The 18,118-nt window shown below is 62.7% G+C and carries 21 protein-coding genes and 4 tRNA genes; 21 read left to right on the top strand and 4 right to left on the bottom strand.

The annotated features are described in order from the left end of the window. Positions 1-80: 80 nt before the first annotated feature. The 3 genes from FEZ60_RS13635 to FEZ60_RS13625 are packed head-to-tail and all read left to right on the top strand — an operon-like array spanning position 81 to position 2,232. Positions 81-725: a PaaI family thioesterase gene (locus tag FEZ60_RS13635; protein ID WP_045071274.1), complete on the top strand. Its 645-nt coding sequence runs from the start codon at positions 81-83 to the stop codon at positions 723-725. Position 726: 1 nt separating this feature from the next. Continuing rightward, positions 727-1,737 carry an o-succinylbenzoate synthase gene (locus FEZ60_RS13630; protein ID WP_116101726.1) on the top strand — a complete coding sequence of 337 codons (1,011 nt, stop codon included), beginning with the start codon at positions 727-729 and terminating at the stop codon, positions 1,735-1,737. A gap of 48 nt (positions 1,738-1,785) precedes the next feature. Further along, a complete protein-coding gene (locus tag FEZ60_RS13625; protein ID WP_033236504.1) occupies positions 1,786-2,232 on the top strand; it encodes a hypothetical protein in 447 nt (148 codons plus the stop codon). A gap of 67 nt (positions 2,233-2,299) precedes the next feature. Here FEZ60_RS13625 and FEZ60_RS13620 read toward each other — a convergent pair whose 3' ends face one another. Continuing rightward, a complete protein-coding gene (locus FEZ60_RS13620) occupies positions 2,300-3,127 on the bottom strand; it encodes a siderophore-interacting protein (protein ID WP_116102011.1) in 828 nt (275 codons plus the stop codon). Between the two features lie 43 nt (positions 3,128-3,170). Next, on the bottom strand, positions 3,171-3,770 hold the full coding sequence (locus FEZ60_RS13615; protein WP_045071007.1) for a flavin reductase family protein: 600 nt from the start codon (positions 3,768-3,770) through the stop codon (positions 3,171-3,173). A 67-nt stretch (positions 3,771-3,837) separates the two neighbouring features. On the opposite strand from FEZ60_RS13615, the gene menD reads away from it, so the two are divergent. From menD to FEZ60_RS13595, 4 genes are read left to right on the top strand one after another with little or no spacing between them, the layout of a single operon-like run. Continuing rightward, the gene (gene menD, locus FEZ60_RS13610) at positions 3,838-5,451 is read left to right on the top strand and encodes a 2-succinyl-5-enolpyruvyl-6-hydroxy-3-cyclohexene-1-carboxylic-acid synthase (RefSeq protein ID WP_172936290.1); all 1,614 of its coding nucleotides are present in this window, start codon (positions 3,838-3,840) and stop codon (positions 5,449-5,451) included. Beyond that, on the top strand, positions 5,448-5,891 hold the full coding sequence (locus FEZ60_RS13605; RefSeq protein ID WP_033236475.1) for a DUF3592 domain-containing protein: 444 nt from the start codon (positions 5,448-5,450) through the stop codon (positions 5,889-5,891). Before menD ends, FEZ60_RS13605 begins: the two co-directional genes overlap by 4 nt. Positions 5,892-5,948: 57 nt before the next feature. After that, complete coding sequence (locus FEZ60_RS13600; RefSeq protein WP_346343358.1) at positions 5,949-7,091, top strand: glycosyltransferase family 1 protein; 1,143 nt, start codon at positions 5,949-5,951, stop codon at positions 7,089-7,091. Between the two features lie 37 nt (positions 7,092-7,128). Continuing rightward, positions 7,129-7,827 carry a demethylmenaquinone methyltransferase gene (locus FEZ60_RS13595; protein WP_033236474.1) on the top strand — a complete coding sequence of 233 codons (699 nt, stop codon included), beginning with the start codon at positions 7,129-7,131 and terminating at the stop codon, positions 7,825-7,827. A gap of 11 nt (positions 7,828-7,838) precedes the next feature. Here the strand turns inward: FEZ60_RS13595 and FEZ60_RS13590 are convergent, their stop codons facing one another. Then, positions 7,839-9,101 (bottom strand): geranylgeranyl reductase family protein, encoded by a 1,263-nt coding sequence (locus FEZ60_RS13590; RefSeq protein ID WP_172936634.1) that lies wholly within the window; start codon positions 9,099-9,101, stop codon positions 7,839-7,841. A gap of 104 nt (positions 9,102-9,205) precedes the next feature. On the opposite strand from FEZ60_RS13590, the gene FEZ60_RS13585 reads away from it, so the two are divergent. Together FEZ60_RS13585 and htpX are read left to right on the top strand one after the other, a co-directional pair. Next, on the top strand, positions 9,206-10,255 hold the full coding sequence (locus FEZ60_RS13585; protein WP_172936633.1) for a polyprenyl synthetase family protein: 1,050 nt from the start codon (positions 9,206-9,208) through the stop codon (positions 10,253-10,255). Between the two features lie 138 nt (positions 10,256-10,393). Next, on the top strand, positions 10,394-11,257 hold the full coding sequence (gene htpX / locus FEZ60_RS13580) for a zinc metalloprotease HtpX (protein WP_172936288.1): 864 nt from the start codon (positions 10,394-10,396) through the stop codon (positions 11,255-11,257). A gap of 71 nt (positions 11,258-11,328) precedes the next feature. On the opposite strand, the gene FEZ60_RS13575 is transcribed toward htpX, so the two are convergent. After that, complete coding sequence (locus FEZ60_RS13575; RefSeq protein WP_033236471.1) at positions 11,329-11,820, bottom strand: YajQ family cyclic di-GMP-binding protein; 492 nt, start codon at positions 11,818-11,820, stop codon at positions 11,329-11,331. Between the two features lie 222 nt (positions 11,821-12,042). Between FEZ60_RS13575 and FEZ60_RS13570 the strand changes: the two genes are divergently transcribed. From FEZ60_RS13570 to rplJ, 12 genes are all read left to right on the top strand, one after another. Further along, positions 12,043-12,125 (top strand) — tRNA-Tyr (locus FEZ60_RS13570). Positions 12,126-12,551: 426 nt separating this feature from the next. Continuing rightward, positions 12,552-12,624: transfer RNA gene (locus FEZ60_RS13565), tRNA-Thr, on the top strand. 45 nt (positions 12,625-12,669) lie between these two features. Further along, positions 12,670-12,742: transfer RNA gene (locus FEZ60_RS13560), tRNA-Met, on the top strand. A 61-nt stretch (positions 12,743-12,803) separates the two neighbouring features. After that, positions 12,804-12,971: a 50S ribosomal protein L33 gene (gene rpmG, locus FEZ60_RS13555; protein ID WP_003941903.1), complete on the top strand. Its 168-nt coding sequence runs from the start codon at positions 12,804-12,806 to the stop codon at positions 12,969-12,971. A gap of 86 nt (positions 12,972-13,057) precedes the next feature. Further along, complete coding sequence (hadA, locus tag FEZ60_RS13550) at positions 13,058-13,612, top strand: (3R)-hydroxyacyl-ACP dehydratase subunit HadA (protein ID WP_033236470.1); 555 nt, start codon at positions 13,058-13,060, stop codon at positions 13,610-13,612. Continuing rightward, complete coding sequence (gene hadB / locus FEZ60_RS13545; RefSeq protein ID WP_033236469.1) at positions 13,599-14,024, top strand: (3R)-hydroxyacyl-ACP dehydratase subunit HadB; 426 nt, start codon at positions 13,599-13,601, stop codon at positions 14,022-14,024. The genes hadA and hadB overlap by 14 nt, the downstream gene beginning before the upstream one ends. A 186-nt stretch (positions 14,025-14,210) precedes the next feature. After that, positions 14,211-14,283, top strand: a tRNA-Trp gene (locus FEZ60_RS13540). A 31-nt stretch (positions 14,284-14,314) separates the two neighbouring features. Further along, positions 14,315-14,806, top strand: coding sequence for a preprotein translocase subunit SecE (gene secE, locus FEZ60_RS13535; protein WP_172936287.1), 492 nt, complete (start codon positions 14,315-14,317; stop codon positions 14,804-14,806). An 83-nt stretch (positions 14,807-14,889) separates the two neighbouring features. Beyond that, positions 14,890-15,741 (top strand): transcription termination/antitermination protein NusG, encoded by an 852-nt coding sequence (gene nusG / locus FEZ60_RS13530; protein ID WP_033236467.1) that lies wholly within the window; start codon positions 14,890-14,892, stop codon positions 15,739-15,741. Between the two features lie 61 nt (positions 15,742-15,802). Beyond that, positions 15,803-16,237: a 50S ribosomal protein L11 gene (gene rplK, locus FEZ60_RS13525; protein ID WP_033236466.1), complete on the top strand. Its 435-nt coding sequence runs from the start codon at positions 15,803-15,805 to the stop codon at positions 16,235-16,237. Positions 16,238-16,348: 111 nt separating this feature from the next. Next, complete coding sequence (gene rplA / locus FEZ60_RS13520; protein ID WP_003941982.1) at positions 16,349-17,068, top strand: 50S ribosomal protein L1; 720 nt, start codon at positions 16,349-16,351, stop codon at positions 17,066-17,068. Positions 17,069-17,497: 429 nt separating this feature from the next. Continuing rightward, positions 17,498-18,091: a 50S ribosomal protein L10 gene (rplJ, locus tag FEZ60_RS13515; RefSeq protein ID WP_033236465.1), complete on the top strand. Its 594-nt coding sequence runs from the start codon at positions 17,498-17,500 to the stop codon at positions 18,089-18,091. Positions 18,092-18,118: the final 27 nt, after the last annotated feature.

Here is an 18,118-nt window from a genome sequence, read left to right as displayed (position 1 = left end):
GGTCACGATAGAGGCAGGCATCGTAACCCCGACGAGTACCTGGAGTAGAACATGTTCCCCCACGCGCTAACGTGCAGGTCATGAGCGAACCCACCGTAGAAGGCAAGGAGACCGTCGTTCCCGACGAGCGTCGAGGCGGTTTCCCGGTCTTCCGCCACACACCTGCAGGTCCCGACTTCGGTCGTTTCGTCGAGGCGATGCGCAGGTTGCAGGACCTGGCGGTGTCGACGCACGTCCCTGACGAAGTTCTCGCGGAGATCGCCACGCAAGCGGAGGAACTTGCCGATCGACTGGCCCCGCACGAGGTGCCCGAAGGGGCGTCGCCTGCAGGCTCGAATATTCAGTTGCCTGGTCGCGGCAGTCTCCTCATGCCGCCCTGGACAATCGAGAGATTCGACGCCGAAGGTGTGCGCAGCACCGGCATGTTCCGCCGCTACCACCTCGGTGGCAACGGCGCGGCGCACGGCGGAATCGTGCCGTTGCTGTTCGACGACATCTTCGGCATGACCACCCACGCGGGTGGCCGCCCGATGTCGCGAACCGGTTACCTGCACATCAACTACCGCGCGATCACCCCGCTGAACACGCAATTGGTGATCGAAGGAAAAGTGGATCGGGTGGAGGGCCGTAAGACGTTTGTCAGTGCACGGCTGACCGACCTCGACGGAAAGCTACTTGTCGACGGTGACGCGCTCATGATCGAGCTACTCCCCGGTCAGCCCTGACATGTCTCCCATCTTCGAGTTGCCGTCGTTCGACGATCTGATCGCCGACGCAGTTGTGGTGAGTTTGCCGATGCGGGTGCGTTTTCGCGGGATCACGACGCGTGAGGCGCTGCTTCTGCGCGGCCCGGCAGGATGGGGGGAGTTCGCTCCGTTTGTCGAGTACGACGACGAGGAAGCCGCGCACTGGCTGCGCGCCGGCATCGAAGCCGCGTGGCTCGGCCCCCCGCCTGCGATTCGGGCCACGGTGCCGGTCAACGCCACGGTTCCCGCGATCGACGCGTCGGCGGTGCCGGAATTGTTGGAGCGTTTTCCCGGATCGCGAACAGCCAAGATCAAGGTCGCCGAAAAAGGACAGTCGTTGGCGGATGACATTGCCCGGGTGAACGAGGTCCGTCGGCACATCCCCAATGTGCGTGTCGACGCAAACGGTGGGTGGAGCGTCGACGAGGCCGTTGTGGCGCTGCGGGCGCTGACCGAAGGCGGTGAACTCGAGTACGCGGAGCAGCCGTGCGCAAGCGTCGAGGAACTGGTGCGGGTGCGCGCAGCGGGGACGGGTGTGCGGATTGCCGCGGACGAGAGCATCAGGCGCGCGGAAGATCCGCTGCGAGTGGTGCGCGCTGGGGGAGCAGACGTCGCGATAGTGAAGGTGCCCCCGCTCGGCGGTATGCGCGCGGTGGTCGCGTTGAGTACTCAACTGGCCGAGTACGGCGTGCCGGTGGTGGTGTCCAGTGCGCTCGATACGGCAGTCGGGATGGCGTCGGGGCTCGCGGCCGCAGCTGCGTTGCCCGAGTTGCCGTTTGCGTGCGGATTGGGCACTGGCGGGCTGTTCGTCCGGGACGTCGCAGTTATCGATCCGGCAATCTCGGGTGCTCTGTCCGTCGACGCGGTCGAGCCTGATCCGTCGATCCTCGCGCAGCTGACGGCCACGCCCGAACGCACCGCGTGGTGGCTGGGCCGCGTCCGCCGCTGTCATCGGATACTCGATCAACGAGGCGCGCTGAATTTCGTATAGTGTCGGGCCCGACCTGATGAACATCAGTCAAGAATGAAGGGATCGAAAGTGGTTGCAGCTCTGAACGAAACCCTGCTCGAGGATTCACGGCTTCCCGCGGTCGTCGCGGACGTGCAGACCTTGATCGACGCAGAGGTTTCGGATAAGTCGGGGGCCTCAGGGCTAGCTCTCAAGGGCGGCTACGGCGCAGTCAAGAAGGTGAGCCCGTCCATCGTGCCGGACGCAGTCACCGCACTTCTGCCCGAATTCGTGGCAAAGCTCGAGCCGTACTGGCAGGAATTCTCCGCCTCGGGCGGCGGAAGCTTCGCGGAGTTCATCACGGCTCGCGGCGACGCCGTTGCCAACTCACTGCTCCAGGTGACGGACGAGCGCATCGAAGGCAGCGACAAGGCCGTCGTCAAGTCGATGTACTCCAAGCTGCGTGGTTCGGCGCAGAAGCACGTAACGGCCGCACTGCCGCGTCTGGGTGATCTGATCCAGAAGCACGCCGCATAAGTTCGACCAGCACGACACAGAGCGGCCCGGGAGGTTTCACTCCCGGGCCGCTCTTCGTTGTGCCAGATCAGTTCGCAGCGTGGCCGTCGCGCCAGAACCCGGTGAACGTGATGTCGGTTTTCGGGAACTTGCGGTCGTTCACGAGGTGGCGTCGTAGCCCGGTGGTGAGGGCCTGCTCGCCGGCGACAAACGTGTACGACGGGCCTTCGGGAAGTTCGGCCGCGCGAACAGCCTCGAGGGCAAGTGCTCCGGGCTTGGTGTCTGTGTCTTCCCGGATGATCCAATGCACGTTCACGTGAGCGAGCTGCGGGAGGTCCTGCTTGTCCTCGACGTTCGGGATCTCGATGAAGACCTCTGCCCGCAGATCGGCGTCTGCAGTCTCGAGAATTCCGGCGATTGCCGGTAGGGCACTTTCGTCTCCGACCAGGAGTTGCCAGGTGCAGTCGGCGGTCGGGTTGTAGATGCAGCCCTCGTCGAGAAGCGCTACCTTGTCGCCGCTCGAGGCCGTGTCAGCCCACGCGGATGCCGGACCGATATCGCCGTGAAAGGCGAAGTCGATGTCGATTTCCGCTGCGTCGCCGAAGAGCCCGGATCCGGCGGGCCGGTACTCGCGGATCGTGTAATTGCGCACCACGGGACGGGTGTCCTTGGACATCACCAGGTACTGCGCATACCAGAGGTTGTTTGCCGCGGACGGCAATTGCAGCTCACTCTGGCCGGCTTGCGGGATGAAGAGGCGGAACCAGTGATCGGCGCCCATCGGGGTGATGGTGCCCAGCTCCTCGCCGGCAATCGTGATGCGGATGAAGGTGGGACTGATCCGTTTGTTCGCGACAACTTCGGCTGACGTGATGCTGCGTGACACCGGTTTCACGAACTTGGAGCGCTTGGCCATGACGGAACCCTCGATCGACGACAGTAGGTCAGGCAATCCTAACTTATCGCTTTGGTCTGCTGGGCCGCTCTTTCACGACAACCTCCGGCGGCAGGCCCCATTCCGAGCGGCCCAACCGACTCAACGGTGCCAACGCCGCGAACTCCGGCAAGCCGTCGTCGGCCAACGCGTCCGGGCGAACCGCGACGGCAACAACGTCGCCCATCACCACAAACGAATCACCGACCTCGATGACCTGGCGCAACGTGCATTCGATCGCAACCGGCGATTCCGCGACGCGAAGCGGGCGCACGCGTTCACTCGGCTCACTGCGAATACCCAACTCGAGAAACTCGTCGGCGCCGGGAGCGTAGGGGGCCGAACTGTCGTTGATCATGTCGAACAACGACGCCGTTGCCACGTTGATCACGAACTCGCCGGTCGCCTCGATATTGCGCAAACTGTCCTTGCGGCCAACCGAGGTGAACTGCACCACCGGCGGAGCCGCACTGGCCACGGTGAAGAAGCTGTGCGGCGCCAGATTGCCGACGCCGTCGGCCGAGAGCGTCGACACCCAGGCGATCGGCCGCGGAACCACCGTCGCCGTGAGCAACTGGTAGAACCGGCGGGGTGAGGTGTCGGAGGGATCGAAGAGTGTGCGCACTCACACATGGTGCCGCAGACTCGCCCCTCGGAACGGCCCGGCCCGAACATCTGACACTCTTGAAGGCGTGAATCCGTCCACAGCACAAGCCACAGCCGTCGTCGACGAACTGGTTCGTGGTGGCGTGCGTGAAGTCGTGCTCTGCCCAGGCTCACGCAACGCGCCGCTCGCATTTGCCCTTCAGTCCGCAGACATCGAGGGACGCCTGCGTCTGCACATGCGGATCGACGAGCGGACAGCCGGCTTCCTCGCGCTCGGACTGGCAATCGCAGGCAAGCGTCCGGTGCCGATCGTCATGACGTCCGGAACGGCCGTCGCGAACCTCGGACCCGCAGTGCTCGAAGCGAACTACGCACGAGTGCCTCTGGTAGTCCTGAGCGCCAACCGGCCGTACGAAATGCTCGGAACCGGCGCCAACCAGACCGTCGAGCAACTCGGATTGTTCGGCAGCCAGGTGCGCGCCACCATCAGCCTCGGGCTGGCCGAAGACGATACGACGCAGAACAGCCAGTGGCGTTCCGCGGTGTGCCGGGTACTCGCCGCTGCCCGTGGAACCCGGTCAGGCAACGCCGGGCCCGTGCACTTCGACATACCGTTGCGCGAACCGCTGGTTCCCGACGTGCATGTGCAGGGGCCGGTTCCGGAAGGTCGGCCAGGCGGCGCAGCGTGGACCACCACGCAGAACGCAACACTCGACGTCCCCCTCGACCTGGATCTGACCGCAGACACCGTTGTCGTCTCCGGCCACGGCAGCGCGCTGCGACCCGAACTCGCCGGACTGCCGACCGTCGCCGAACCCACCGCGCCGCTGCACGGAATTGCGTTGCATCCCCTGGCTCTGGCGCAACTCAAACCCCGGCAGGTAGTCATCACCGGCCGTCCCACGCTGCATCGTCAGGTGTCCAAGGTGCTGGCCGACCCGAGCGTCGACGTCTATGCGCTCACTACCGGGCCGCGCTGGCCCGACGTGTCCGGCAACGTCCTTGCCACCGGAACCAGGGCCGTCGTGAGCGGAACACCGGACCCGGCGTGGATCGCGCGATGCATGTCGCTGACCGAGCACGCCGACGCGGCCGTCGCCAAGCAGCTGGCTGCCCACCCCAAGGCCACCGGCCTGCACGTAGCCGCAGCGGTGATGGGTTCTCTGGGCGACGGTGACCAGTTGCTGCTCGGAGCCTCCAACCCGGTACGCGACGCGGCGCTGGTGAGTTACCCGAAGTCGTCGGTGCGAGTGCTGTCCAACCGCGGCGTCGCCGGGATCGACGGCACGGTCTCGGCCGCGGTCGGCGCTGCTCTGGCCTACGACGAGGGACGAACAATCGCCCTGATGGGCGACCTCACCTTCCTGCACGATGCCTCCGGGCTCCTGATCGGGACCGGGGAACCGCGGCCTCGCGACCTCACGATCATCGTCGCCAACGACGACGGCGGCGGAATATTCGAACTGCTCGAGCAAGGCGATCCGCAGTACGCCGGAGTGTTCGAGCGGGTCTTCGGCACGCCACACGGCATGGACCTGGCAGCACTGTGTGCCGCCTACCGCGTTCCGCACACCGCCGTGAGCGTTGACAAGCTCACGGAAGCGCTGGCACAACCCGCCGCAGGTATCCGGGTTCTGGAGGTTCCCACCGACCGCAGCGGTTTGCGGGAACTGCACGCATCAGTGCGAGCGCAACTGTGAGCGACGTGGTTCTGCGCCGTTTCCGCATCGGAATCCTCGTCGTTGCGATCGGCATTTCGGTTCTCGCGGTCATCCTCGTACTCGGTGCCTGGCGGAACGACCGGACCATCGAATCGAACATGGGGACCGCAACCGCCGAGGTGCTTTCCGCCGGTTCGCTGCGGTCCGCTATCAGCTTCGTGACGCCGGACGGCGCGAACCACAATCCCGAACTCGGCGTGCTCTATCCCACCAATCTGACTGTCGGACAACGCATCGAGGTCGAGTACTACAAGACCGACCCCGACCTGGTCCGGGTGGCCGGCCGCAGCGCGAGTGTCGCGCTGATTCCCGCCGGATCGGTCATCGTCGTGACGTGGCTCCTGGCCGGACCCGCCGTCTGGTACCTGCGCAAACGTGAGGCCCTGGTGCGCACGTCAGAGCCCGTCACCTCGAATTAGCCTGCGCTTCACACGAACACGGCACGGACTTTCCCTCGCACTGTCACCGTGATCGGTGTGAGAGTAGCCATCGTTGCGGAGTCATTCCTGCCCAACATGAACGGCGTCACCAACTCGGTCCTACGCGTGCTCGAACATCTCGCTCGAACCGGCCATGACGCGATGGTCATCGCGCCGGACACCGTGGGAAATGGGCACGCCCCCACCCGGCACGACGGCGTCGCCGTGCACCGAGTGCCTGCCGTCATGGTTCCGAAAGTCAGTTCGCTACCGGTCGGACTGCCACAACCACGATTGACCGCCGCCGTTCGCGCCTTTGCGCCCGACGTCATGCACCTCGCGTCTCCCTTTCTCCTCGGCGCTGGGGGAGTAGGCATCGCCAAACGACTCCACGTTCCTACCGTCGCCGTCTATCAAACCGATGTCGCGGGCTTTGCCGAAAGCTACGGACTCGGCCTCACCAGCAGGGCAGCGTGGGCGTGGACCCGGCGAATTCACAAGAGTTGCACCAGAACCCTCGCGCCGTCCACGTCCGCCGTCGACGCCCTCGAAGAACACGGAATTCCCCGGGTCCACAAGTGGGCGAGGGGCGTCGACGCAGCAAGATTCGCGCCGTCGCGTCGTAGCTCCGCTCTGCGCCGAACCTGGAGCGGGGACAGTGATCGCCTGGTTGTCGGCTTTGTGGGACGGCTGGCACCGGAGAAACACGTCGAACGATTGTCCGCGTTGGCCGGAGATCGCAGCCTGCAACTCGTGATCGTCGGCGACGGGCCGGACCGAGAGCGCTTGCGCGCGCTGTTGCCCGACGCGGTCTTCACCGGCGCGCTCGGCGGAACCGATCTTGCCGAGGCCTACGCCAGCTTGGACGTGTTCGTGCACCCGGGAGAGCACGAGACGTTCTGCCAAGCCGTCCAGGAAGCGCTGGCGAGCGGTATACCCGTCGTCGGGCCGGACGCGGGCGGCCCGCGGGATCTCGTCTCGCATTGCCGCAACGGCTACCTCCTGCCGGTGGACAGATTCGGCGAACTTCTACCCAGCGCAATCGACGCCCTCCGTCAGCGCGATCTGCGAGTGCAGTTCGGTTCGGCCGCTCGGCGGTCGGTCCTGTACCGGACGTGGCCGGCTATCTGCGACGAGTTGCTGAATCACTACGAGGACGTGCAAGGTCTTGGCCGGCGAACAGGCGCCCGAGCAGCCTGAACCAGCCCACTTCGCGAGTGTTGGTAGCGTTTGACGTGTGGCGACTACACACGGAACCCGGGCAACTCTCGACAAACAACCGCGCGAGGTCGCGTCGATGTTCGACGACGTCGCCGAGCGATACGACCTGACCAACACCGTGCTGTCCTTCGGCCAGGACAAAGGCTGGCGCAAGGCAACGCGAGAGGCCCTCGACCTCAAGCCGGGCGAGAAGGTTCTCGACCTCGCCGCAGGCACCGGAGTCTCGACCGTTGAACTGGGCCGGTCGGGCGCGTGGTGCGTCGCCACCGACTTCTCCAAGGGCATGCTGCAGGCAGGCCGCTCCCGCAAAGTCCCGATGGTGGCCGGCGACGCCATGTTCCTGCCATACGCCGACGACGTATTCGACGCCGCGACCATCTCCTTCGGTCTGCGCAACGTCTCCGATTTCGAGGCCGGCTTGCGGGAGATCGCCCGCGTCACCAAGCCAGGTGGACGCCTTGTCGTCAGTGAGTTCTCGACGCCCGTCTTCGGGCCCTTCCGCACCGTCTACATGGAGTACCTCATGAAGGCACTCCCACAGGTCGCCCGCGCCGTCAGCAGCAACCCCGACGCATACGTCTACCTCGCCGAATCCATTCGCGCCTGGCCGACGCAGGAAGAACTGGCACGCAAGATCGAGGCAGCCGGGTGGAAGAACGTCAAGTGGCGCAACCTCACCGGCGGCGTCGTGGCGCTACATCACGCGACGCGCTGACCCTGCTGTAATCAGCCGAACAGCGGACGGGAGTCGATCCTTCGGGATGCGGCTCCCGACGCTCGCCAGGCCCGCGCCGTCAGATCAGCGTCGGCGTCGGTGACGAGGTTGCCCATCACCCTGACCGCGACAGTCATCATTGCCTTCGACCGCATCGCGATCGGGCCGGACGCGGGGAGGAACCGCGGAACCGTGAGCAGCCCGGCAAGACGCCGCGCGACGGAGAACGCCTGCCCGTAATGCTCGCGTAGGACGCTCGGCCACAGTTCGGTCAGATCGCCGTCGCCGAGGTGTTCGACGATCAACCGTCCACCCTCGAGGCCGTAGTCGATGCCCTCGCCGTTGAGTGGATTCACACACGCCGCGGCATCGCCGATGATCGCCCAGTTACGGCCGGCGATGTTGGATACCGCGCCGCCCATCGGTAGCAAAGCTGAAGCAACGGAATGGATTTCACTGTTCCACTGCCATTCGCCGCGGCGCTGATCGGTGTACAGATCCAGGAGCGGGCGCAATGCTCCGGGGGCCGGCCGCTTGGCTGTCGCAAGGGTGCCGACGCCGATGTTCACCTCGCCGGTGCCCAGCGGGAAAATCCAGCCGTATCCCGCCTGTAGGGTGCCGTCGCCGTCACGCAGTTCCAGGTGCGACGTAATCCAGGGATCGGCGCTGCGGGGAGTTCCGACATAAGCGCGCGCGGCCACTCCGTACGCGGTGTCCCGATGCCACTGCCGCCCCAGCTTCTTGCCGAGCGTCGAACGAACACCGTCGGCGACGATGAGGGTCTGGCACCGCAGAGTGCTGGTTCCGGAGGGGCCGGACAGCACAACTGCACTGACCCGATCACCGTCACGTTCGACGTCGACGGCTTTGGTGCCTTCCAGCATCACCGCACCGGACTCGATCGCGCATCGTCGGATCCGATCGTCCAGCTCGGTGCGGGGGACAGCGCTGCCGATAGAGGGGAACGCTGTGGACGGCCACTCCATTTCCAGCTCTTGGCCGAAGCCTGAGAGCCGGAGCCCCTTGTTCGTCGTGTGTGATCTAACCCACTCTCCGAGGCCTAGTCGATCAAGCTCGGCGACGGCCCGCGGAGTGAGTCCATCACCACATGTCTTGTCTCGGGGGAACACGGCCGCATCGATCAGGACGACGTCGCGGCCACTGCGCGCGGCCCATGCAGCGGCCGAAGAACCCGCAGGACCTGCACCGATGACCACAATGTCAGTTTCGGTCGGCTGGGAATTCACGGCGGGGGACTGCTCTTCGGCGGACACACTCACATCTTCCCAGGCTCGTGATCGAGACCGTGGCGAGGCCGTGCCAAGTGCGAACCGCTAGGTTCACTACCGTGGGAACCGAGCCGTCACTGACGACAGGAATGGGTACTGACATCGTGAGCACCGAAAAAACTGCTGCCGACCCAACGGCAGTGAGCACCGTCGTAGCGGGCATAGACCTGGGCGACGAGAAGCTTGCTGATGTTGTCCGTAGTGGACTCGCCGATGTCGAAGAGTTGTTGGTCAGCGAGCTGTCCGACGGGGAGGACTTCCTCACCGAAGCCGCCCTGCACCTCGCGCGCGCAGGTGGCAAGCGGTTCCGGCCGCTGTTCACGATCCTGACGGCCCAACTCGGACCCAATCCGACCGATCCGTCCATCGTCACCGCTGCCACGGTCACCGAACTCGTGCACCTCGCGACGCTCTATCACGACGACGTCATGGACGAGGCGGAGATGCGCCGCGGCGCACCCAGTGCAAATGCTCGCTGGGGCAACAGTATTGCCATCCTCGCCGGTGACTACCTGTTCGCTCACGCGTCAAGACTGGTGTCGACGCTCGGGCCCGAAGCCGTTCGCATCATCGCGGAAACGTTTGCCGAGTTGGTCACCGGACAGATGCGCGAGACGATCGGTGCCAGGCAGGAACAGGATCCGATCGAGCATTACCTCAAGGTCGTGTGGGAGAAAACCGGTTCGCTGATCGCCGCTTCCGGTCGATTCGGTGGAACTTTCTCGGGATCCGACGCCACCCAGATCGAACGACTCGAGCGACTCGGCGACGCCGTCGGCACCGCATTTCAAATCGTCGACGACATCATCGACATCTCCTCCGTTTCGGAACAGTCGGGTAAAACCCCTGGCACCGACCTGCGCGAGGGAGTCCACACGCTTCCTGTGCTGTACGCCTTCGAGGAAGAGGGCGCCGATGCGGATCGCCTTCGCGAGCTGCTTGCCGGCCCGGTCACCGAGGATGCTGACGTCGAGGAGGCCCTCGCCTTGCTCGAACGTTCACCGGGAATGACCAAAGCCAAAGCAAAGCTGGGCGAATATGTCGACGCAGCCCTGGCTCAGCTGGCAGAGTTGCCGCAAGGTCCGGCCAACGACGCCCTCGTTCGCTTGATCGACTACACGGTTCGACGGGTTGGCTGACGTTTAACCGCGTACACCGTTCGCGTTGCCGCGGGAACCTGAACACCCTTGCTCTTCGTTGTGCTAACGGGTCGGCTGCAAAAGCCGCGAAGTTACACGCGAGCAGTCGAGCTCGTTACGGGTAAGGGGTTGAGCGCTGTGCACGGCTACGCAAACGGAGCCAAGACTTTCGGGCTGCTGCTGGGCATGTCTGCCCTGATCGTGTTCATCGGATCGTTGTTCGGCAACCCGACCATCTTGTGGTTATCCGTACTTTTTGCCGTCGGAATGAACGCCTACGTCTATTTCAACAGCGACAAGCTGGCGTTGCGGTCGATGCATGCCCAGCCCATCACCGAGGTCGAAGCGCCCGTGATCTATCGCATCGTGCGCGAACTGGCGACTACAGCGCATCAGCCGATGCCCAGGCTCTACATCAGCCCGACCAACGCACCGAATGCCTTCGCAACCGGCCGTAATCCGCGCCACGCTGCGGTATGTGTGACCAGCGGAATCATGGGTTTGTTGAACGAGCGAGAACTGCGAGCAGTACTCGGGCACGAACTCTCACACGTCTACAACCGGGACATCCTGATCTCTTCGGTCGCCGGGGCCATGGCTGCCGTCATTTCCGGCCTGGCGAACTTCGCGATGTACGCCAGCATGTTCGGCGGACGAGGCAACGGTCAGGGAAGCAACCCGATTGCATTGCTGCTGGTCTCGCTTCTGGGACCGATCGCCGCCACCGTGGTCAAACTGGCGGTCTCGCGCTCACGGGAGTATCAGGCCGATCAATCGGGAGCCGAGCTCACCGGTGACCCACTGGCGCTGGCGTCGGCGCTACGAAAGCTGGAGGCAGGTGTAGCGGCGGCTCCCTTGCCCCCTGAGCCTCGATTGGCGGCTCAGTCGCATCTGATGATCGCAAACCCGTTCCGGGCGGGGGAGAAGATGAGCAAGCTCTTTTCGACACATCCGCCGATGGCGGAGCGGATCGAGCGTTTGGAGAAGATGGCGGGGATGTAGGGGCCTTCGGCCCCGGTGCGCCTTTCTGGTCGTCGGAACTACCAAAAAGGCGCACAGGGGCGCAGCCCCTACTACCGGTAGTTCACGAACTGCAGGGCGATCCCGAAGTCCTCACCCTTGAGCAGGGAGATGACGCCCTGAAGGTCGTCGCGCTTCTTGCTGCTGACGCGCAGCTCCTCACCCTGGATCTGTGCTTTGACGCCCTTGGGGCCCTCGTCACGGATCTTCTTGGTGATCTTCTTTGCGTTCTCACTGGAGATGCCCTGGACCAACGTTCCGGACAGTTTGTAGATCTTTCCGGACTGTGCCGGCTCTCCCGCATCGAATGCCTTCAGGGAGATGTCCCGGCGAATCAACTTTTCCTTGAACACCTCGAGGGCCGCCAGCAAGCGCTCCTCGGTGTCGGCGTTCAACGTGATCGTTTCTTCACCCGACCACTCGATCGACGCACCGGTGTTCCGGAAGTCGAAGCGTGTGGTCAGCTCCTTGGCAGCTTGATGCAGGGCGTTGTCCACCTCTTGACGGTCTACTTTGCTCACCACGTCGAAGGACGAATCAGCCACTTCTACACTCCCGCTTTCCGGTAGTCACAACATCGAGGTCTGCCCACCTTCCGTGCCGGTGGACACCTCGACGTTATCGGGTCGGCACCGCCGCTCACCACCCGGTTTGCAAAATGGGGGTGGGTTCGTTGTATTCTTCTTTCCGCACCAAGGAAGCCGTTCTTGGCCGCTGCGCGCCGCGATATACTTGCGAGTGCATCGGATCAAGACCTGGTGCAGCACGGCAGATTGCCCGAGCGGCCAATGGGAGCGGACTGTAAATCCGTCGGCTTATGCCTACGTAGGTTCGAATCCTACATCTGCCACACCAAGTCAGCCCCGATCCTGAATCAGGATCGGGGCTGACTTTTTTTGTGTTCGGCCCCGGCTGCTCCAGCTCAGGCTGTTCCGGCTCCGATCGCGTCGAGTGGTCGGAGGCGCAGCAGTAGGTAGATACAGAGTTGTAGATACAGAGGAGCAGTGCGCTGTCGGCCGAGACGCGGGGTCGTCGTTCTCAGTGTCGTCGTTCTCAGCGTCGTCGTTCTCGGGCACGAACGGCCGTAATTAGGCACGAGTGGCCGTCATTGGGCGGATATCCGTTGCGTCAAAGGCCTCGCCATGGGCTCGGATCGGTGCAACAATGGGCTGCGGCACTGATTTTGCCCCGATGACCTGGCGATTTGGTGCTGGAGCGCGTTCGTGTGTAATCTTTCGGAGGCTTCAAGAGAGCGGCAACGCACTCCGGAAGCCACGCCCCCTTAGCTCAGTCGGTAGAGCGTTTCCATGGTAAGGAAAAGGTCAACGGTTCGATTCCGTTAGGGGGCTCGCTGGATTGTGGTGCCGCGCTTTTTGCGCGACACTCGACACCGAGGCGGTGTAGCTCAGTTGGTAGAGCAAACGACTCATAATCGTTGCGTCGCCGGTTCAAGTCCGGTCACCGCTACACAATATGCATGATCCACCCTGATTGTTCGTAATCAGATACACCCGAAAGAAGGCATCCCGTGGCCTCCTCGACCGACGTTCGGCCCAAGATCACCTTGGCCTGCGAGGTATGCAAGCACCGTAACTACATCACCAAGAAGAATCGGCGCAACGACCCCGATCGCCTGGAGCTCAAGAAGTTCTGCCCCAACTGCGGAACCCACCAGTCGCATCGCGAGTCGAAGTAGCAAGTCCTTAACGGGACGACGATTTTCGCGGAAGACCCTCTTGGGGCCTGCGTCTTCGGGTCCTAGCTAGAAGAGAGTTTCTCCGCGTGACTGATTTGCAAGAGAACAAGGCAGCGGCCGAGGTCCCTACGGACCCGGCCGCTCATGCCGTCCAGATGGTCGGTCACCACTATCGTGTCGAAGACTTCTACGAGGTCGGGCGCGAGAAGGTGCGCGAGTTCGCTCGCTCCGTCCAGGATTCACATCCTGCGCATTACGACGAAACCGCTGCAAAGGGCCTCGGATACGACGGCCTGATTGCACCGGTGACGTTTGTTGCGATCGTCGGCGGCATTGCCCAACGTCGACTCTTCGAAGAAGTTGTCACCGGCTACGACTTGAGTCAGATTCTCCATACTGATCAACGGATCGTGCTTCACGAACCGATTCAGGTGGGGGATCGACTGTTCTGCGACGTCTATCTGGATTCGTTCAGGCAGGCTGCAGGTAGTGACATCATCGTGACCAAGAACATCATCATCAACCAGCACGGTCGAGAGACCGTCACGATGTGGACAACCCTGGTTGCCCGCACCGGTGGTGAGGTGGACGAGAACATCGCCCACGCAGTCAAGGATGTGATGATGCATGTCGCTCCGTAAATTTTCCGACGTGAATGTCGGCGATCTTCTTCCTGAGAAGACCGTCACCGTCACGCGTGGAAACCTCGTCAATTACACGGGCGTATCGGGAGATCCAAACCCGATTCACTTCAGTGACGAGGTTGCTCGACTTGCCGGCCTGCCCGATGTGGTGGCGCACGGCATGCTCTCCATGGGCATGGGTGCCGGATACGTCACCGAATGGCTAGGGGACCCGGGTGCGGTAACCGAATACAATGTACGGTTTACTAGTCCGGTAATCGTGGCAGCCGACAAGGCCGCCGAGATCGAGTTCACCGCCAAGGTGAAGTCGATCGACGAAGACAGCAAGACTGCAGTACTGGCAATTGTGGCAAAATCCGAAGGTAGAAAAATCTTCGGCCGCGCCACGGCCACAGTCCGTCTGGCCTGATAGCCGGGTAGATTGTGTTTGTTCCGGGGCTTTGAAGTACACTGAGATTTCTGGGATTCCTCAGCGCTGCGCGCTGCCCTGAACGTCGCAAGATGTTCACATCGGGTAGCGCGTATGTTGTGTGATCGCAGAGCGGTTAACCGAACCAGCAGGGCATGAAAGTGCCGGGCTGCGGACGTCAACCAAAGGGGCGTAGCTCAACTGGCAGAGCAGCGGTCTCCAAAACCGCAGGTTGCAGGTTCAAGTCCTGTCGCCCCTGCCCCCGGATGCCAGCGACTGAGAGGAACGACGTGAGCGAGGATCGCGACAAGCGCGACGCCGACGCTTCGGACGCGGAGACTTCACCGTCTTCCGCTTCGAAGGCTGTCGACGACACTGCAGCTGACGCGGCCACGCGTTCCGATCTTTCGCTGGACAAGGGAGACGCCGTAGAGACGGCTTCCGCATCAAGTGGGGTTTCCAACAAGCCGACCGGCAAGCGCGCTGCACGCGGCGCCTCGGTTGCAGCGTCCACCGTGAAGACTCCGGCTCGGACGGCGTCGCCGAAGGCGACTGCAAAGAACCCCGGTAAGAACCCCAAGGCGAAGAAGGACAACCTCTTCAAACGCCTTCGCAAGTTCTTCCGCGAGGTCATCGCAGAACTCCGCAAGGTCATCTGGCCGAACCGTAAGCAGATGGTCACCTATACCAGCGTCGTGCTGGCGTTCGTGGTCTTCATGGTCGCTTTCATCAGCGGCGTCGATATCGCTGTGATCAAGGGCGTTACCTGGCTGTTCGGCTGATTGTCGAATCGTCGGGCGTCCTTGCCTGCGAGCGCGAGAAAGACCCGCACGGGTCCGAGTAACGAGAGGAAGCGAGTGCCCCAGTGAGCACCCCCGAGAACGACACGAATGAGGCCTTGGCCGAAGAGCGTGTTTCTGCCGAGGCGGCAGCCGAAGTAGACGTCGAGGCTGGCGAAGGCACCGATACCGACGCTGCCGAAGACGCTGCAGACGGCACCGAAGCCGCGCAGACCGAGGCAACCGAGGACATCATCTCCGAGGACGCCGAGAACTCCGACGACGCTGCTCCGGCAGCCGACATCGAAGTAGAAGATCCGGTTGCGGAACTGAAGGCTGCTCTGCGCCGCGCACCAGGCGACTGGTACGTCATCCACTCGTACGCCGGTTACGAGAACAAGGTCAAGACCAACCTCGAGACCCGCGTTCAGAACCTCGACGTCGGCGACTACATCTTCCAGGTGGAAGTACCCACCGAAGAGGTCACCGAGATCAAGAACGGCCAGCGCAAGCAGGTCAACCGCAAGGTTCTCCCCGGCTACATCCTGGTCCGCATGGAACTCAACGACGAATCGTGGGGCGCAGTGCGCAACACGCCTGGCGTCACCGGATTTGTCGGTGCCACCTCGCGTCCGTCGCCGCTGTCTCTCAACGACGTCGTCAAGTTCCTGCTTCCTCAGCAAGAGCAGAAGAAGCAGCAGGCTGCAGCAGCTGCCGTCGCAGCAGGCGAGGCGCCGGTCGAGTCCTTCGGTAAGCCCCTCATCGAGGTGGACTTCGAGATCGGCGAATCCGTCACGGTCATGGACGGCCCGTTCGCGACATTGCCTGCCAGCATCAGCGAGGTCAACGGAGAGCAGCAGAAGCTCAAGGTCCTCGTATCGATCTTCGGACGTGAAACTCCGGTTGAGTTGAACTTCAACCAGGTCGCGAAGATCTAACCCCCACACTTGCACTGTTAGACGCAAGACACACACCCAAGCTAGAAACTAGGAACTAGAGATGCCCCCAAAGAAGAAGAAGCTCGCCGGGCTCATCAAGCTGCAGATCCAGGCAGGTCAGGCTAACCCTGCACCTCCCGTGGGTCCCGCGCTCGGTCAGCATGGCGTGAACATCATGGAGTTCTGCAAGGCCTACAACGCGGCGACTGAGTCCCAGCGCGGCAACGTTGTGCCGGTCGAGATCTCGGTCTACGAAGACCGGACCTTCGATTTCAAGCTGAAGACCCCTCCCGCTGCTCGACTGCTCCTCAAGGCAGCCGGCGTAGCCAAGGGCTCCGGCGAACCGCACAAGACCAAGGTTGCCTCGGTAACCATGGATCAGGTGCGCGAAATCGCGAAGACCAAGGCTGAAGACCTCAATGCCAATGACATCGAGCAGGCCGCGAAGATCATCGCCGGCACCGCTCGTTCCATGGGCATCACGGTCCAGGGCTAATTCAGCAGCTCCCCAGCATCACGTGGGAGGGCCGGCCAGGCCCTGACCACAACTGAACCATTCACCACTGCATCAAGTAACTCTCTGCAGTGATAAGTAAGGACAGAAGAAATGGCAAAGCGCAGCAAGGCGTACCTCGCCGCCGCTGAGAAGATCGACGCAGACAAGCTCTACAGCCCGCTTCAGGCTGCAAAGCTCGCCAAGGAGACGTCGTCCACCAAGATGGATGCAACCGTTGAGGTTGCAGTTCGTCTGGGCGTCGACCCCCGTAAGGCTGACCAGATGGTCCGCGGAACGGTCAACCTGCCCCACGGCACCGGTAAGACCGCTCGCGTCATCGTGTTCGCCGTTGGCGAGAAAGCAGCAGAAGCTGAGGCTGCAGGCGCTGACGTAGTCGGTGCAGAAGACCTGATCGAGCGCATCCAGGGTGGATGGGTCGATTTCGACGCCGCAATCGCGACTCCTGATCAGATGGCCAAGGTCGGCCGCATCGCCCGTGTCCTCGGACCCCGTGGCCTGATGCCGAACCCCAAGACGGGCACCGTTACCGCGGATGTCACGAAGGCTGTCAACGACATCAAGGGCGGAAAGATCAACTTCCGCGTCGACAAGCAGGCCAACCTGCACTTCGTCATCGGCAAGGCATCGTTCGACGATGAGAAGCTGGTGGAGAACTACGGCGCAGCGCTGGACGAGATCCTGCGTGCGAAGCCCTCGTCGGCCAAGGGCCGCTACGTGAAGAAGATCACGGTTTCGACCACCACCGGTCCGGGCATCCCGGTGGATCCGAACCGTACCCGCAACCTCCTCGAGGATGCTGCAGACGCGTAAGCAGTCCGCTGAACTGAAGGAAGGCCGATAGGGATTACCTCCCTATCGGCCTTCTTTTTTGCATTCAGAGAGAGGGCCCAGGGCCGATTTGGTGATGTGTTGCCCGGTGAGGTAGTCTTCAACGCGGAGTTCAGTGCTGGATATGAACTTCACCCCAAAATCATGTTCTACCCAAGACCGTTGGTTATTGCGCTTAGCGATGAGTGCAGTTGAAAGTCCGGAAATGTCCGGCGACCCACGCAGGAGGACGAGGTAAGGGGGAACGCATTCTGTGGTGGTTCTTTTCGCTTCCGTTTGTCTCCTCTGTACGCCCCGTGCGCCCTGCGCCGGGGCGTTTTGCATGTCTAGGACTTGTGGCTTGTCAGGTTCTCCTGGTGAGCCACGGCGGTTCCGAAGTGGGATAACGACTGTCACGAGAGGAGGCGAAGTATGGCAAAGCCTGAGAAGGTTTCCGCAGTTGCGGAAATCACCGAGCAGTTCAAGGGTTCGACCGCTGCTGTGATCACGGAATACCGTGGTCTTTCAGTGGGCAACATCACGACACTGCGACGCGCTCTCGGAGAAGGTGCCACCTACTCCGTCGCCAAGAACACCCTGGTTAAGCGTGCCGCCGCTGAGGCTGGCATCGAGGGCCTTGATGACCTGTTCGTCGGACCGACCGCCATTGCATTCATCAAGGGCGAACCGGTCGACGCTGCGAAGGCACTGAAGAACTTCGCAAAGGAAAACAAGGCGCTCATCATCAAGGGCGGCTACATGGACGGCGCTGCGCTGTCCGTGGACGAGGTCAACAAGATCGCGGATCTCGAATCCCGCGAAATCCTGTTGGCAAAGCTTGCCGGCGCGATGAAGGGCAACTTGGCAAAGGCCGCAGGCCTGTTCAATGCTCCCGCTTCGCAGATGGCCCGTTTGGCCGCTGCACTGCAGGAGAAGAAGGCCGCAGAAGGCGGAGCTGCAGAAGCTCCGGCTGCTGCCGCAGAGGCTGCTACCGAGGCTCCGGCCGAGGCCGAAGCCGAAAGCTGATCCGCACCCGCGCATCACTGCTATATC

It is taken from the genome of Rhodococcus sp. MS16 (assembly GCF_013277795.1).
Taxonomy (GTDB): domain Bacteria; phylum Actinomycetota; class Actinomycetes; order Mycobacteriales; family Mycobacteriaceae; genus Rhodococcus_F; species Rhodococcus_F globerula.
Note: the sequence above shows the minus strand (reverse complement) of the source record. Positions and strands in the feature narration are given on the sequence as shown.

Coding starts and splice junctions, on each gene's coding strand:
- hadB (WP_033236469.1), top strand. CDS start 13,599: ATGTCGCTCCGTAAATTTTCCGACGTGAATGTCGGCGATCTTCTTCCT.
- FEZ60_RS13585 (WP_172936633.1), top strand. CDS start 9,206: ATGGGTACTGACATCGTGAGCACCGAAAAAACTGCTGCCGACCCAACG.
- rplJ (WP_033236465.1), top strand. CDS start 17,498: ATGGCAAAGCCTGAGAAGGTTTCCGCAGTTGCGGAAATCACCGAGCAG.
- FEZ60_RS13630 (WP_116101726.1), top strand. CDS start 727: ATGTCTCCCATCTTCGAGTTGCCGTCGTTCGACGATCTGATCGCCGAC.
- FEZ60_RS13620 (WP_116102011.1), bottom strand. CDS start 3,127: ATGGCCAAGCGCTCCAAGTTCGTGAAACCGGTGTCACGCAGCATCACG.
- rplA (WP_003941982.1), top strand. CDS start 16,349: ATGGCAAAGCGCAGCAAGGCGTACCTCGCCGCCGCTGAGAAGATCGAC.
- FEZ60_RS13635 (WP_045071274.1), top strand. CDS start 81: ATGAGCGAACCCACCGTAGAAGGCAAGGAGACCGTCGTTCCCGACGAG.
- rplK (WP_033236466.1), top strand. CDS start 15,803: ATGCCCCCAAAGAAGAAGAAGCTCGCCGGGCTCATCAAGCTGCAGATC.